Origin of the sequence: Frigidibacter sp. SD6-1, assembly GCF_030143255.1 — a bacterium.
Classification (GTDB): domain Bacteria; phylum Pseudomonadota; class Alphaproteobacteria; order Rhodobacterales; family Rhodobacteraceae; genus TMP-24.
This window is the reverse complement of sequence record NZ_JARJNR010000010.1, coordinates 17,566-31,365: the sequence shown is the minus strand read 5'-3', so window position 1 is coordinate 31,365 and position 13,800 is coordinate 17,566. Positions and strand designations below refer to the sequence as shown.

Here is a 13,800-nt window from a genome sequence, read left to right as displayed (position 1 = left end):
TGTCAATCAGCCCGAAGTTGGCCCTGCTGGAGGAATATGCCCTCGTCGCACGCGCCTTATCAGCACCGGCGCGTCTGATGCTGCTGGAACAACTCGCGCAAGGCGAACGCGGGGTGGAGGCACTTGCGGACAAGACAGGCCTCACGATCGCCAACTGCTCGCAGCATCTGCAACAGCTGCGCCGCGCCGCTCTCGTCACCAGCCGCCGCGACGGCAAGGCAGTGATCTATCGGCTGACCGATGCCAAGACACTCGCGCTGATGGATCTGCTGCGCATCGTGGCAGAACGGAACCTCGCGCAAGTCGAGCGTATCCTGCGAGGGCTTTCAGGCGGCAAGGACGCCCCCGAAGCCGTCAGCCGCGCGGACCTCGCCGCACGGCTCGCGGAAGGCTCCGTCACCGTGCTCGACGTGAGGCCGGCCGACGAATACGCCGCGGGCCACATTCCGGGTGCGCTCAACATGGCGCTGACGGAGATCGAGCGGATCGTCCCGACGCTCGATCCGGCCACCGAAATCGTGGCCTATTGCAGGGGCCCCTATTGCATCTATGCCCACCAGGCTGTCGCCGCACTTCGCAAACACGGCCTCAATGCGCGCCGCCTTGACGGCGGTTTGCCGGAATGGCGCGAGGATGGCCTGCCATTGATGGCAGGCGCGCAATAGTTCGATGACCGTCCATTTGATCGGCGCAAGGCCACTCGGTCGGCGATAGGCCCGGAGGCGCACCAGCGCCGTGCCCGGGCCCTTGGGAAGTGAGGCCGAAGCCTCACCCGAAGGGATCGTATTCCGAGACGATCACGACCTCGTCGCCGTCGATTTCATCGGCGGGGACGGCGCCGAAGGTTCCATCCCCTGCCTGGAAGACGACGATCGAGACCATCAGCGTGGCGGCGAGGGAGGCGGCGAAAGCGTGAGCATCTTTACGGGACATCTGTTTGGCTCCTGTCTTGGAGGCGGGGGACCATCCCCCGCGCGACAGGACCCCGCAGGCCCGAAGACTGGCTGACATCACCGGGTGCGTTCGGCTTGCCCGAATCCACCCGGCGGCACGGGCTCGCCCGTAGTCCGACCCCTCGCGGGTTGATCTCGAAGACAGGGTTCGGGGCAAGGAAGGGAATGGCGAGCGGGGGAGGTGCCCTGACGACTGGAGCCAATTGTCCCGCTGATGTTGCTAACGCCGCCAACCTCCCGGGCAGACTCTTGGTTGAAAACCTCCGAATTGGGGGATGGATAACTCTGCGCCCCGCGGCATCGCGGGACGAGGTTCTTGTGGTCGGTGAGGGGCCCGCACATGGGTGGGCCCCTCACGCCTTGTCAGGGCTCAGGCGGCCAGGTCCGCGCCCCCTGCCCTATCGCCGTCCTCGGCACCGACGATCTCGAGCCGCGCGTTTCGGTAGCCCTCCCGCGCGATCCAGAGCTCGGCCGCGGTGATCGACTCCGCAAGATGCAGCAGCTCGGTGTTGCCTCCGAAGTCCAGGAGTACGCGGACCTGCCCGGGCTTCGGCTCCTCGTCGACCTCGAATACCAGCCGGCTGTCCGCCGAGTGGCTGCGCATGATGGTGACGAGGATGACCCCGTCCGAGGAGAAATTCCCCTCATGCAGCGTGAAGGAGGCCGGAGCGGTCCAGGTCAGATAGACCCGGGGCGGCTCTTTCTTCACGAGTCGACCGACGCCGTTCGAACGCTCCCAGGCCGCGAGCTTCTTCGTGAACCGTGCCGGCGGCTTGGGACTGCCGTCGGTGTAGCGAATGAGCGCCCCGAGAGGGGCTGTGTCGATGATGGTTGTTGCAGACATGATTCCTCATCCCGAATGCGAATATTCGCATTCATCGTATTGATATTGCTGTATTTTGTGAGATAGGGGGCGGGCACCCCCGCCCCCCCGGATGGCTCAGATCACTCTGCCGCCATCATCGACGCATTGCCGTCGGGCAAATCAGCCGTCAGGAAAGCCGGGAGATCGACATCCTCGGGTTCTGCCGCATCCTCCCCCTGCCCTTCTGCGATCGCCTCGCCGTCGCGCGCTGCGAGATCGACCCGGCGCAGGACCTCGGGCAACCAGCCGCTGCCCTTGAGAAGCCGCTCGGCCTCGGTCGCCATTTCGCCCTTCTTCAGGTGATCGAGAAGTTGCGCGGTCCCCTCCCCCTTCGCCTCGCGCACGGCCTCGAGGATCCGAGCCTTGGGCACGCGGTTGAGGTAGCCATCGACCGTCGGCTCCCAACCAGCCTCGACCATGTCGAGATCGACTGCGCGGGCCACCAGATCGGCATGGGCCATGCGGCGCGTCAGACCGTTGGCGGAGATGCCCGCACCATAGGGGTTCACCTTCTCATGGAGCGCGTTGATCCCAAAGCTGAGGCAATGCGCCAGCAGAGCCAGACGGCTGCCCTGGTCGAGGACCGTCAGATAGTCCCAGAGCGCGGCATCGTCACCAAGAGGCAGATCGGCCTCCCAAGCGGCGTGCCGCTCATCGACCAGCTTCGCCACGATGCTGTCCTTCAGATCGGGCGCCTGCGCCGACATGTAGACGTGACGCACCGAGGCCTCGAGACAACTGTCCGAGGCAGAGGAGGTGCGGAAGGTATCCGTCACCAGCTTCAGGAGCAGGAGCGTCAGCGCGACGTCCGGCGAACGTCCGATGGCCTCACGCAACGCCAAGGTCCGGTGGGCGGTCAATTCTATGACCAGCCGTTCGGGCAACGGCTTCATCGCGCCGTCATCGTCCTCCTCGGTCGGATCGGCACCGATCGGCTGACCACCCGAGGTGATGACCGTGCCCCCGGCGGAGGTCGCCGACGGTTTCCAACTGGAAACACCGACATCACCCCCCTGCCCCATGACATCCGCACCATCGGCATCCTGAACCGCGGTCTCCTCGCGCGGCTCGTCCTCGGGCCGGACATAGCCGCGATACACCGCGAGACTGCCGTCCCGATCAAGCGTGACGAAGACGCCCGCGCGCCCGACCTCGGCCGGATCGTAGATCAGCGGCCGCTGCTCGAGCGCTTCCATCGCCATCTCGAGCTGACCGAGCCGGGCATCGATCTCCTCGGGATATTCGTCCTGGCCGGAGTACTCCTCCTCCAGCGCACGATACTTGGCGAGGAGCGTCGCATGGGCCGCGCGTTCCTCGTCGGTCATCGGGGCGGGATCACCGGCCAGACGCCGCAGACCGTGGCTGTAGCCATAGGGCAGGTCGGTCGCGACCTCGATCCACTTCCAGCCCTCGGCGGCCAGAGCCTCGGCTTCAGCTTGGAGCTTCTCGGCGACCAAGCGGTCGAGCAGGGCAGGGTCCTCCAGCCAGCCACCGTCGTCGCCCTGGAAGAGATCACGGAGGACAACACCGCCCGCCGCCTCATAGGCATCGACACCAACGAAGACCGCGCGACGATCCGAAGCCCGAACCGAGGCCTCGGTCAGCATGCGCCGGATGGCATAGGGCTCCTTGTTCCAGGAGTTCTTCACCGCTTCCCAGACCTGCACCTGACGCGCATGATCCGGGTTCACCGTGAAGGCCATCAGCTGCTCGAGCGTCATGGCATCCTCGGCATAGACTTCCAAAAGGGCAGGGGCCACGGACGCGAGTTTCAGGCGCTGCTTCACGATCTGGGGCGTGACGAAGAAGGCCGCCGCGATCGCTTCGTCGCCCTGACCCTTCTCGCGCAAAGCCACGAAGGCGCGGAATTGATCCAGCGGGTGCAGGGCGACGCGCTGCATGTTCTCCGCCAGCGAGTCGTCCTCGGGCAGGATATCCGACGCGGCATCCCGAACGATGCAGGGGATCGGCGCGGTCTTGGCCAGCCGCTTCTGCTTCACCAGCAGCGACAGCGCCTGGAAGCGGCGGCCACCGGCCGGGATCTCGAACATGCCGGTCTCGACCCCATCGGCATCGAGCATGGGCCGGACGTTCAATCCCTGCAAGAGCCCGCGTCGCGCGATGTCCTCGGCCAGTTCCTCGACTGAGACGCCAGCCTTGATGCGCCGTACGTTGGACTGGCTCAGGACGAGCTTGTCGAAGGGGATGTCCCGCGAGGGGGACAGCGTGATTTTCTGGGCTGCTTTCGCCATCAGATCTTCTCCACGACGGGCGCCGGAAGCCACTCTCCCGATCTCACTTCCCGTCACCCCTCAAACCCCCAACCTTTCCCTCTGTCTGCTGGTTGCTCATCAGACGGCGCAGAGAGTTCACAGCTGTGAACTTCGTCGATTGGGGCGTCGACGGGGAGAATGTTCACAGCTGTGAACATCACGCCGCGTTTCGCCGGGACATCAGCGCCATGACCATCGGCCCGCAAGAGAACTCGCCCGCCGCCGCCTTCGAAGTCAGCGCACGGAGGTATCCGCCGGGCGATCGGATGTCGGTAAAGCGTTCCAGCATGGCGACAACAACGATCGATGCCTGCTCGGGCCCCATGAACCGTTGCGCTTCTTCCCAAGCGGACACACTGATCCCCATGGCCGGCCGTACATGGCAAGCCGCGTCGAAAAGCTGATGCCAGTGGCGGATGTCGCCCTGGTAAAAGGTTTTGAGCGACGGGCAGCCCGCGATTACCAGATGGAGCGGGATCTTCGGTACGCGTCTTGCGTCGGCTTCTTCCACGTCAGCACCAGGCGCATCCGTTTCAACATCTGGCGCGCCGGCCGCCGCCCCGCCTTTTTCTAAGGCAGGTTCAAGATCTATAGATTCTTCATTTGAATTATGATGGTGACGCTCAAAACTGGCATCATTGGTGTTCATTTCTTCTGTTTCAGGGCCATCAATGACGTTGCGTGCATGATCGAGAAGAGCTTCGAGATCTGCCCGATACGCCAAGAGCTCATCGAGCGTCAGCTTGCGGCGCAGGGCGCGCGCTGTCAGGACAGCCTTGTCACGCAGCTGATCCCAGAGGCCAAGGCCCGGCTGGATCTCCTCTCCAAATTCCGCCAGGGCGGCGAGATCGCGCCGCATGAGGCTCACAACCTCCCGCAGTCGCCGCACTCGGTCTTCGCCCTCGCGCACGGCCTCTGCGGCTCGAGCCACCTCTTCGGAGCGGCAGTAGAGCGGCGAGAGATCGAAGCCGAAGGCCACGCGCTCTTCGCCATGCTTGCGGACATACCTCTTGCCGTTGGGACTATCGCGGCGCATGAGCAAGCCAGCATCCACCAAGCGGGCAATGTGCCTGCGCATCGTGGAGCAGGGCATGCCGTTCAGCCGCTCGCAGATTGCCTTGTTCGACGGGAAGACGACCATCTCGGTATTCCCGCCAAGCGCGTCATCCGGAAAGAAGCTGAGAAGCCCCTGCAGAACGGTCAGATCGCGTTCGGAAACCCCAAAGGCCGCCTGCGCCTTGGACAGCTCGCGAAGGAGCTCCCACTTGTTGACGGGCTTGCCCGGAACAGACGCCTCAGGCCGCTCGACCACGCGCAGATGGGCATGCGAGATCGGCCGCATAAACGGCGAAATCGGTGTGTACTCCATGATGTCATTCACGAAGGCATAGAAAAGCTGGTCCGCGAATCACATATGACTTGCGGTTTGCGCGCCGGCCCACTACCTTGAAAGTGCTAAGATCAAAGTTGGGGTCTCGTGGAGCGCAAGCTTTGCGGGACCTTTTCTTTAGCCTGTACCGTGCCTCCTTTTTGTTGCTGCTCTGCCTCTCTTCATGTCTCGCCTTTCCAGCGATCGTGAAGCTCTTCGAGGACGTCCTGCGCGCGGGCATCAAGCCACTCCGCAAAGGCATCATCCACATCCGTCAGGTCCAGGCGAAGCGCCCGGCCAGATCTCTTGATAGCGCCCACGGGGGTGCCATCGATCACAAGGGCAGTGGTCTTCGATCTCGGCTTCTTGCCGAGCGTCGAGCTCACACTCTTTTTTACGTGCCGCGCAACGGCCTCAAAAGCCGCCACCGAAGGATCAACCTGCGGATCCTCATCCGCCTCTTCGTTCGCGGCCGCCTTGGCGCGAACATCAAGAGCAACTCGGGAGAGATCGTCGTTCTCGATCCGGCTGTCGGCAAGCTCCTTGGCCAAAGCTTCCCATCTGGGACGGCCGACGCCGTGCGCCGGTCCGATTGCATGGGCCAGTGCAGTTCCTATCGCCTTGGCAACCGAGATCGACATCGATACCGCCGAACGGGTCACGTTGAGCACTTCGGCAATCTGTGCCTGCGAGCCAAAGCCACTATCGAGCAGTTCCTGAGCGAAGAGGGCGCGCTCGATGTAACTCAGGTCACGTCTACCAGTATTCTCTGAAACTTGAGCGCGCAGTGCCGCCGTATCGTCCAGGTTAGCGATGAGGGCGCGAACCTTGCTCACTTTGTCGGAGGCACGAATGGCCTCAAGACGGCGGCGTCCATAGACGAGGAGATACCGATTGGGCTCGGTCGCATGGCGCCGAACAAGGATGGGCACAGTCTGCCCGTTTTGTTCAATCGACGCGCGAAGATCGTGCACATCCTTTGGGTCGAGGCGATCCGAGTATCGCTCGTCTTGGATCTCAGCCGGATCGAGCTCCCAAACATGGTGAGCATCGACAGCATCACGCGCCGACCGCAGGGCCCGATTGCTAGACATCATGCTACCGGGAGCAGGGGGCGTCCCCGCCGCTGCAAGACTATCCAGCATGGACATGCGCTTCTTCTTGCTGTCGGTCATCAGCGCCCCCAAGTCTTCTGAATGAGCTGGGCAATCTCGTCGTTGACCGCATTCAGGCTTTCAATGGCCCGGTCATAGGTCGTCCGGGTGAACGCGCTGCGTTCGACCTCGTAAAGGGTCTGCTTGGTCAAACCGGCATCCGAGATGGCCGTCGACTTGAGCATCGGCGCGTTCAAAACCTTGTCGCCGTACATCGTCCGCAAGAAGGCGACGATACGGTTCTGCGGTGCGTCTGTCGGCTCATACCGGGTCAAGAGATACCGCATCCAGTCATGCGACATGTCAGCCCCACTGTCGGCAATGACGTCCATCAGGTCGGCCGTCATTCTGAGGAACTGGCTCATCGACATCACGTCGAGCATCTCGGGATGGATCGTCACGAGAACGCCTGTCGCGGCCGACAGCGCGGACATGGTCAAGAACCCCAACTGCGGAGGACAGTCGATGACGACGACGTCATACCGCTCATCGACCTGCGCCAGCGCCTCCTTCACACGGAAGAAGAACAAACCCGCGTTGCCGCGAGACAGCGCCCGTGGCGTCTCGTGCTCGAACTCCATCAGTTCGAGATTCCCAGGAATCAGGTCGAGATTCGGAATGTATGTCTTGCGGATCACCGCGGCGATCGGAACCGGGTCTTCATAACGGATCGCATCGTAGAGCGTGCCGCCGTCCAGCAAGTCAAACTCAGGCTGAACCCCATGCAACGCCGTAAGCGAAGCCTGCGGATCGAGGTCGATTGCCAGGACACGGTAACCCTTGAGGGCCAACCGTTGGGCGAGATGCGCCGAGGAGGTCGTCTTTCCGGACCCACCCTTGAAGTTCATCACGCCGATGATCTGCAGGTGGTCACCGGCGCGACGACCGGGCAGGTAATCTCCGGGCTTTCGAGCCGTTTTCTCCAACAAAATTCGTAAGTTATGGATATCGTCAGCTGAGTAGTGCCGCCGGTTCCCCGATGAAACTTCTGGCGACGGTCCCTTGCCATCAAGGTGAAGCTTTCGGAGGTATGAGTCGTTGACACCCAGCAGAGCAGCAGCTTCCCCAGAGGTGAATTTGCGCATAGACTTGGATGCGTCGGGCGGGAACAGGCTCTCACGCTGCGAATGCAGTTGCGCCGCCAGCACCTCGGAATGCTGACGGATCACAGCGTTCAGGTCTTCCTGTGTATCGGCTCTGCTCATCTGCCCTCGCGCGCCCGTGGCGTGTTCACGGAATTTGGCGTTTAGTCGCCCTTTTCCGTGACTATTGCCGGAGGACTCAGATTCGTGCAAGCTCTTTCTAAATCTGGTGTCAGCCACTGCGTGACGCACAAGAGTAGCCTGGGCTCGTGGACAGGGTTGCCCATGCAACCAGCATGATATACATTCTTGATCGTATATCCACTCAGGAGGTCACGATGCAGGTCGCGAAATGGGGCAACTCGCTTGCCGTCCGTTTGCCCGCTGAGCTTGTCCGCGAACTTGGCCTCAAGGAAGGCGATCAGATCGACCTGGTCAAGGACGACGGCCAGGTCAGAGTCCGTCGTCTGGCGCGCGCGGATGAGGTGCTGACGGGTCTGCGCCGCTTCCGGGGCAAGCTGCCCGCTGCGGAACGCCTGAGCCGCGATGACGCGCATGAGCGCTGAGTTCGCGGACACGAATGTCGTTCTTTACCTGCTCGACACCGGCTCGAAGGCCGATCGCGCCGAGGTCATCCTGGGGCAGGGGCCCCGGATCAGCGTTCAGGTCCTGAACGAGACGCTGGTGAACTGTCGCCGCAAGGCTGGCCTGAGGTGGGAGGAAGCAGGGACGTTTCTTGAGGGCATTCGCGCCTTGTGCCCCGTCGAAGACCTGACCCTTCAGACCCACGACGTCGGCCGCGCCTTGGCGGAACGCTACGGCTTCTCGATCTACGACGCCATGATCGTGGCCAGCGCTTTGGTTGCGGGCTGCACCACGCTGTGGAGCGAGGACATGCAAGATGGCCTGCTGGTCGAAGGCCAGCTTCGCATCGTCAACCCCTTTACATGACCGGACAGCTACTGAGCGTGGTCCTGACCACAGCCTTGTAATCCTTCCATGTCGTGGAGGATTTGCAAGGTAGCGCGACTACTCAAGCAGCCCCAGTCTCTCAGCCCTCTCCAGCAGCATCTTCACGGATGACGGCTGCCAGCTTGTCCGCCCGCGGGGCGTGCGCTCGCGCATCGCTTCCAGTCTGGTGCAGATCGCCTGAAGCGTGATCTCGGGGTCCGCGCCCTTGATGGCGGCGACAATGGCGGGCAGGCGGTCGTCGATTTCGCGGCGGCCGGCGCGGTCCAGTACCGTGGGCGGTAGGAAGCCGTCCCGGACATAGGCGTTGACCGCGCGCAGGAGTCGGCTTTGCGTCCAATGCCGCTCGCGGGGCAGGGGGCCGTTGACGATGCGCACCACATCTTCCCAAGCCAAGTCGGGCCGCAGGCGGCGGACATGGGGCACCCAGTCCTGCGCCGTCTCGTTCAGGCGTTCCATATAGCCGTCCTGCCGGGCCAGCCGCACCTTGCGCAGCGCCGCCGGATCCCGGACGCGCAGGCCCGGATTGCCGCCAACCCGGCCTTTGGTTCGTGCGCTGGCCAGGCCGGCCTTGGTGCGTTCGCGGATCAGGGCGCGCTCAAACTCAGCTGCGGCGCCGAGGACCTGGAGGGTGAACTTACCCTGCGGGGAGGATGTGTCGATCGGATCGGTGAGCGATCGGAAGAAGGCGTTCTTGGCCTCCAGCCGTTCGATCACCTCGAGGAGGTGGGAGAGCGACCGCGCCAGACGGTCGATGCGCACCACCACCAGCGTGTCGCCCTTGCCGATCCGCTCCAGCACCCGGGCCAGCACGGGCCGCGCGCGGTTTCCGCCCGAGGCCTGCTCCTCGTGGATCTCGACGCAGCCTGCGGATTTCAGGGCCTGCGACTGGGGCAGGGGGGTCTGATCCTCGGTTGAGACGCGCGCATAGCCGATCAGGGGCATCAAAACAGGCCGTTTGCAGTTTCACATACCACTAATAAACGACCATTTGTAAACGAATGCAAGCAGGTGCTCTCTCGTCGCGCTCGTCCAAAAACACTTGGCTTCCTTGCGCTGAGCGCGATCTGAGAGGCTTCACCGGCAGTCGCGCGCGCATACTATATTAAGAGCGAAGGCAACCGCCACAAAATCACTTGGGTAATGTGCAAAAGAACAGTATTTTGCGCATATGAAGATCCAAGCATCCGCTTTTACTGATGATTTCAATGACCCCCTCAACACCATCGAGGAGGATGAAGAGGCTCACGAAGAGGATCTCTGGTTCCTGCCTGGGCCACTCGAAGAAGAACTGGATGATTTGCCTCCCGGACCGCGTGCGGAACCGCCCGACACCGCTGTCGTCCATGACTGGGCAAAGGCAGAAGGCGTTCACGCTGCGCGGCTGGCACGCGTGGCTGGACGCCTGGGTGCTCTGGATGACCGGTTGGCTCGCAGTCCGAAAGGCTGGCGGCATCGGCTTGCTCTGATCGAGGCAGCGGACCTTAGCTGGTTCGCAGGGGACCGGGTGAGTTCTGATCGTCTGGCGCTCTGGGTGTCGATGCGGCTCTCGGGCGCACAGGACGACCCACATGCCCTGGCAAGGGTTGGATGGGCTGTTCGGCGCCTGACAGGCGGTCCCGGACCAAAAGTCGACTTGGCCGCCTTTCTGGATCGCCGCGATCCCGAGAATATCGAAGACAGTGCCGAGCGTTTCGAAGATCGCGCGGGCGGATGGTTGGACGTAATGGCTGCAGCAGCCGAGCTCCACCCGATCACGCGGGCTTGCATGGGCTTTCATCTCTGGAACCTGGCCGGTCTCGGACGGCACGGCGGCCAGATGGAAGCCGCCGTCACCGCGTCCAGGATCGCGGCCAGCGATGGAAGCGGCGCCATCTTCGCACCGCTCGCCATGGGTGGGGCCGCGAACCATTCGGGGGGGCTGCGTGTTTCGGGCTTGCCGCCCGAACGCATGGCCCGTTGGCTGGATGGGATGAACAGCGCAATTCTAACGGCGATGCGTCACTTGGACGATATCGAAGCTTGGGCGGCGCGGGCGGAGGCAATCACTGCCACGCTTTCGGGGAAAACGCCGCCAGCGTTACGCCAGGTGCTGACGGAGTGGCCACTTGTCTCCGCGCCAATGGCCGAGGCAATGACCGGCACGAGCCGGGCCGCGGTTCAGCGAAACCTGACGTGGCTAGAAAACAAAGGCTTGGTCCGGGAAGTCACAGGTCAGGGCCGCTTTCGGATGTGGCGGGCCGCTATCTGACACCGTGCCGTGCGTCAAAATTGGCCTACGTTCATTTTTTTTGCGGGCTCGATTGGTTCTTGCCGCCGCCATGATCGTTCGTACGTCCTCAGCCTTTGAACCTCCACATCTTGGCCAGAGATGCCGATCTCGCAAAGTGATGAATTGTCGCCATGCCGGCATGGGCGATCAGGTAGACCCACACGAGGTTGGCGAGAGCGAAGTGAACGGTCATGGCCACCGAACCATCGGGCTCGGGCGATTGAAGGCCCGCCCAGACCTGCGCTGCGTAGACACCGCCGCTGACCGCCATTGTCGTCATCAAGAGCAGACCGAGGCCGTGGACGGCCGATGCGAGGGGACCGGTTTCCTCGTAGGCAGGTAGGCGTCCCCGGACAACGGTGCGCAAGTGGTTGCCCAAGTCGGCCGCGAAGGCGCGGCGACGCTCGCCTGTGAACCATGGGAATAGTGCCGAGGGAGCCGTCCCCCGACGCCGGAACACCAGGGTCATCCAGAACAGGAAGGCAAACGCCAGCGCCGCGAAACCGGAATAGCGGTGAAGCTGGAAGATCGCGTCGCCTGCCGCAGTTTCGGTCGGGCCCTGCATGATGAGGCTTGTGGCAAGTTGGGTGCAGATGGACAGGGCGAGCCCTGCATGGACCAAGCGAGTAGAATGTGCGTGCTGATCCGGCTGGGGAGTTTCGAGTGCGAGGGACATTGGAGGGAAGCCTTTTTGGCGGGTTGTTCGCCTCATATGGCAGCCGCCGTCTCGGATTGCCTTGCCGCCACCTTACTCTTTCGTAAGAACTGTTGCCACTGGAGCGAGCGGTTGGAAAACCAGCGAAGCCCGCAGTCCTGGTCCGTTGTCCTCGAGAACGAGCTCGGCCCGATGCAGGGCGGCAATGGCCGCGACAAGGCTGAGACCTAGCCCGGTTCCGGGTATCGATCGGCTGGCGTCGAGCCGCACGAACCGTTCCAGTACCCGGGCGCGGTCGGCTTCGGGAATGCCCGGGCCATTGTCCGAAACCTCTAGGAAAGGCCGCGCATCGCGCAGTCCGGCCCTGATCCGGACGTGTGTCGGGGGCGGGCAATGCCCGATGGCGTTGGCCACGAGGTTGGTCAGGGCCTGCGAGAGCATTTCCTCGTCTCCCTCCACCTTGATGGGCATCATGGGCAGGTCGAGATCAAGGGTATGGCCCTTTTCCTCGGCAGTGGCTTGCAGGATTTCGTGAACTGAGGCGGCCAGAGATGTCAGGTCGATGGAATCGTTGCGCCGCTCCTCCGTGCCTGACTGCAGGCGGGCAAGACGCAGGATCGCATCGAATGTCGCCGAGATGGCGTCGATGTCCATGAGGGCGGAGCCGATTTCGTGCCGGGCCTCGGTCGGCACGTCGGAGGACAGGGCCTGAGGCTCTAGCCGCATCCGGAGACGCGCGAGCGGGGCGCGCAGGTCGTGGGCGACATCGGTGGAGACCTGCCGAATAGACGCGACCCCCGCTTCGAGCCGGTCGAGCATCCGGTCCACCCGGACTGCCAGCGCCGCCAGATCGTCGTTGCCGGTGTCGCCGATCCGGCGGTCGAGTCTGCCTTCGCCAACTTCGTCCAGGACCCTGTCCATCCCGTCAATGCGCCTTTCGTTCTTACGGGCGATAACGACCGCGAGTCCTATGGACAGGAGCGTGGCAAGAACCAGCGACCAGGCGATTGTCTGGATCAGGATTTCGCCGCTTTCAGCGACCCATGCCTCGTCACGTGCCGCGATAACCCAGCCTAGGTCGGTCCGGATTCCGTAGGCAAGATAGGCCTCGGCGTTCTCGGTACCGGTCACGTCGCTTTCTGGAATGTCCTGTCCGACCAGCAGCCGTCGCGGGCCCTCGAACGGTTCGCCAAAATGCAATGATCCGAGCACCTGACCAGATCCGGCATCGACAAATGCGTAGAGGCTTGCACCGTCGCGACTGGATCGTACTTGCGCGAGGATCTGTTCCCGCAGGTCAGTCCTGTCCCCTGTCGCCGCGATCTGTGCAAGGCTTTCCGCGCTGGACCGCACATCGGCCGACAGACGGGCAGTCATTTCCCGCGACAGGAACAGGTAGGAGAGCCCTCCCGCGGACAGTGTGCCGATGGCAAACACCGCCGACAGCGCCAGAGCGAAGCGCATCGACCAGGACAGTGGCCGCCTCATGGCTGGAGCACGTAACCGACCCCGTGCAGCGTCACGAGGTAGTGCTTGTCGAAGGGCTTGTCGATCTTGTTGCGCAGTCGGCTGATATGGGTTTCGACCACGCTGGTCTTGGGGTCGAAATGGAGCCCCCAGACCGATTCCAGAAGCACGGTGCGGGTCTGAACGCGACCGGGCCGTTCCATGAAATGCTTCAGGAGCAGGAATTCGCGGGGTTGAAGGTCGATACTTTCGCCATCTCGCGTGACTTCGCGTTTCAGCAAGTCGAGCCGCAGGTCACCGATGACGAGCTCCAGTACCTCATCGCGCGTCGCTGGCCTTCGGCAGATCGTGTCGATCCGAGCCAGCAGTTCGACGAAGGCGAAGGGTTTGACGATGTAATCGTCGGCGCCGCCCCGCAGGCCCGCCACCCGGTCGTCGACCGCGCCCATTGCCGTCAGCAGGATCGCGGGTGTGTCGATCTTGGCCGCACGCAGTGACTTCAACACCGACAGACCGTCGAGCCCGGGCATCATGCGGTCGAGGATCAAGAGCTCATAGTCACCCGACATGGCCTGAGACAGCGTGTCTTTCCCGTTGGTCAGATGGTCGACGACATGGCCTTCCCCGGAGAGACCCTTCACCACGTAGGCGGCTGTTTCGCTATCGTCTTCGGCCAAAAGAATCTTCATGCGCCGCGGTCTTTCCAAGAATGCGTCCCGGCCGCATGACGCGGCCGGGGAA

At 63.0% G+C, this 13,800-nt stretch carries 14 protein-coding genes; 4 read left to right on the top strand and 10 right to left on the bottom strand.

The genetic code is table 11. The features are described from left to right. The first annotated feature begins 17 nt into the window (after positions 1–17). On the top strand, positions 18–665 hold the full coding sequence (locus P0645_RS16485) for an ArsR/SmtB family transcription factor (RefSeq protein WP_284165681.1): 648 nt from the start codon (positions 18–20) through the stop codon (positions 663–665). A gap of 103 nt (positions 666–768) precedes the next feature. Here P0645_RS16485 and P0645_RS16480 read toward each other — a convergent pair whose 3' ends face one another. The 6 genes from P0645_RS16480 to repA form a co-directional block, all read right to left on the bottom strand. Beyond that, positions 769–933 carry a hypothetical protein gene (locus P0645_RS16480; RefSeq protein WP_007803240.1) on the bottom strand — a complete coding sequence of 55 codons (165 nt, stop codon included), beginning with the start codon at positions 931–933 and terminating at the stop codon, positions 769–771. A gap of 390 nt (positions 934–1,323) precedes the next feature. Next, positions 1,324–1,797 carry a UCP036055 family protein gene (locus P0645_RS16475; RefSeq protein WP_108130786.1) on the bottom strand — a complete coding sequence of 158 codons (474 nt, stop codon included), beginning with the start codon at positions 1,795–1,797 and terminating at the stop codon, positions 1,324–1,326. Between the two features lie 101 nt (positions 1,798–1,898). Then, on the bottom strand, positions 1,899–4,070 hold the full coding sequence (locus tag P0645_RS16470) for a ParB/RepB/Spo0J family partition protein (protein WP_108130787.1): 2,172 nt from the start codon (positions 4,068–4,070) through the stop codon (positions 1,899–1,901). Between the two features lie 178 nt (positions 4,071–4,248). Beyond that, on the bottom strand, positions 4,249–5,460 hold the full coding sequence (gene repC / locus P0645_RS16465; protein ID WP_107754766.1) for a plasmid replication protein RepC: 1,212 nt from the start codon (positions 5,458–5,460) through the stop codon (positions 4,249–4,251). Positions 5,461–5,642: 182 nt separating this feature from the next. After that, positions 5,643–6,635, bottom strand: coding sequence for a plasmid partitioning protein RepB (gene repB, locus P0645_RS16460; RefSeq protein ID WP_107754765.1), 993 nt, complete (start codon positions 6,633–6,635; stop codon positions 5,643–5,645). Then, positions 6,635–7,819 (bottom strand): plasmid partitioning protein RepA, encoded by a 1,185-nt coding sequence (repA, locus tag P0645_RS16455; protein WP_107754764.1) that lies wholly within the window; start codon positions 7,817–7,819, stop codon positions 6,635–6,637. Before repA ends, repB begins: the two co-directional genes overlap by 1 nt. 215 nt (positions 7,820–8,034) lie before the next feature. Here repA and P0645_RS16450 point away from each other — a divergent pair, with 215 nt between their 5' ends. Together P0645_RS16450 and P0645_RS16445 are read left to right on the top strand one after the other, a co-directional pair. Then, positions 8,035–8,262, top strand: a complete 228-nt coding sequence (locus P0645_RS16450; RefSeq protein ID WP_018065893.1) for an AbrB/MazE/SpoVT family DNA-binding domain-containing protein — start codon at positions 8,035–8,037, stop codon at positions 8,260–8,262. Further along, positions 8,252–8,647, top strand: a complete 396-nt coding sequence (locus P0645_RS16445) for a PIN domain-containing protein (protein WP_107754805.1) — start codon at positions 8,252–8,254, stop codon at positions 8,645–8,647. The genes P0645_RS16450 and P0645_RS16445 overlap by 11 nt, the downstream gene beginning before the upstream one ends. Before the next feature lie 78 nt (positions 8,648–8,725). Here P0645_RS16445 and P0645_RS16440 read toward each other — a convergent pair whose 3' ends face one another. Beyond that, positions 8,726–9,610 carry a recombinase family protein gene (locus P0645_RS16440; protein WP_107754763.1) on the bottom strand — a complete coding sequence of 295 codons (885 nt, stop codon included), beginning with the start codon at positions 9,608–9,610 and terminating at the stop codon, positions 8,726–8,728. A 226-nt stretch (positions 9,611–9,836) separates the two neighbouring features. Between P0645_RS16440 and P0645_RS16435 the strand changes: the two genes are divergently transcribed. Further along, on the top strand, positions 9,837–10,916 hold the full coding sequence (locus tag P0645_RS16435; protein ID WP_284165680.1) for a helix-turn-helix domain-containing protein: 1,080 nt from the start codon (positions 9,837–9,839) through the stop codon (positions 10,914–10,916). 88 nt (positions 10,917–11,004) lie between these two features. Here the strand turns inward: P0645_RS16435 and P0645_RS16430 are convergent, their stop codons facing one another. The 3 genes from P0645_RS16430 to P0645_RS16420 all read right to left on the bottom strand — a co-directional run bounded on the left by P0645_RS16430 (position 11,005) and on the right by P0645_RS16420 (position 13,748). Continuing rightward, on the bottom strand, positions 11,005–11,613 hold the full coding sequence (locus P0645_RS16430) for a cytochrome b/b6 domain-containing protein (RefSeq protein ID WP_284165679.1): 609 nt from the start codon (positions 11,611–11,613) through the stop codon (positions 11,005–11,007). 72 nt (positions 11,614–11,685) lie between these two features. Next, positions 11,686–13,056: a sensor histidine kinase gene (locus P0645_RS16425; RefSeq protein ID WP_284165678.1), complete on the bottom strand. Its 1,371-nt coding sequence runs from the start codon at positions 13,054–13,056 to the stop codon at positions 11,686–11,688. A gap of 20 nt (positions 13,057–13,076) precedes the next feature. Then, positions 13,077–13,748: a winged helix-turn-helix domain-containing protein gene (locus tag P0645_RS16420; RefSeq protein ID WP_284165677.1), complete on the bottom strand. Its 672-nt coding sequence runs from the start codon at positions 13,746–13,748 to the stop codon at positions 13,077–13,079. Between the last annotated feature and the right edge of the window lie 52 nt (positions 13,749–13,800).

What these genes read in the sequence shown, in the direction of transcription:
- P0645_RS16470 (WP_108130787.1), bottom strand. Translation starts at nt 4,070, where the DNA reads ATGGCGAAAGCAGCCCAGAAAATCACGCTGTCCCCCTCGCGGGACATC.
- repC (WP_107754766.1), bottom strand. Translation starts at nt 5,460, where the DNA reads ATGGAGTACACACCGATTTCGCCGTTTATGCGGCCGATCTCGCATGCC.
- P0645_RS16430 (WP_284165679.1), bottom strand. Translation starts at nt 11,613, where the DNA reads ATGTCCCTCGCACTCGAAACTCCCCAGCCGGATCAGCACGCACATTCT.
- P0645_RS16425 (WP_284165678.1), bottom strand. Translation starts at nt 13,056, where the DNA reads ATGCGCTTCGCTCTGGCGCTGTCGGCGGTGTTTGCCATCGGCACACTG.
- P0645_RS16435 (WP_284165680.1), top strand. Translation starts at nt 9,837, where the DNA reads ATGAAGATCCAAGCATCCGCTTTTACTGATGATTTCAATGACCCCCTC.
- P0645_RS16450 (WP_018065893.1), top strand. Translation starts at nt 8,035, where the DNA reads ATGCAGGTCGCGAAATGGGGCAACTCGCTTGCCGTCCGTTTGCCCGCT.
- P0645_RS16480 (WP_007803240.1), bottom strand. Translation starts at nt 933, where the DNA reads ATGTCCCGTAAAGATGCTCACGCTTTCGCCGCCTCCCTCGCCGCCACG.
- repB (WP_107754765.1), bottom strand. Translation starts at nt 6,635, where the DNA reads ATGACCGACAGCAAGAAGAAGCGCATGTCCATGCTGGATAGTCTTGCA.
- P0645_RS16475 (WP_108130786.1), bottom strand. Translation starts at nt 1,797, where the DNA reads ATGTCTGCAACAACCATCATCGACACAGCCCCTCTCGGGGCGCTCATT.
- P0645_RS16420 (WP_284165677.1), bottom strand. Translation starts at nt 13,748, where the DNA reads ATGAAGATTCTTTTGGCCGAAGACGATAGCGAAACAGCCGCCTACGTG.
- P0645_RS16445 (WP_107754805.1), top strand. Translation starts at nt 8,252, where the DNA reads ATGAGCGCTGAGTTCGCGGACACGAATGTCGTTCTTTACCTGCTCGAC.
- P0645_RS16440 (WP_107754763.1), bottom strand. Translation starts at nt 9,610, where the DNA reads ATGCCCCTGATCGGCTATGCGCGCGTCTCAACCGAGGATCAGACCCCC.
- repA (WP_107754764.1), bottom strand. Translation starts at nt 7,819, where the DNA reads ATGAGCAGAGCCGATACACAGGAAGACCTGAACGCTGTGATCCGTCAG.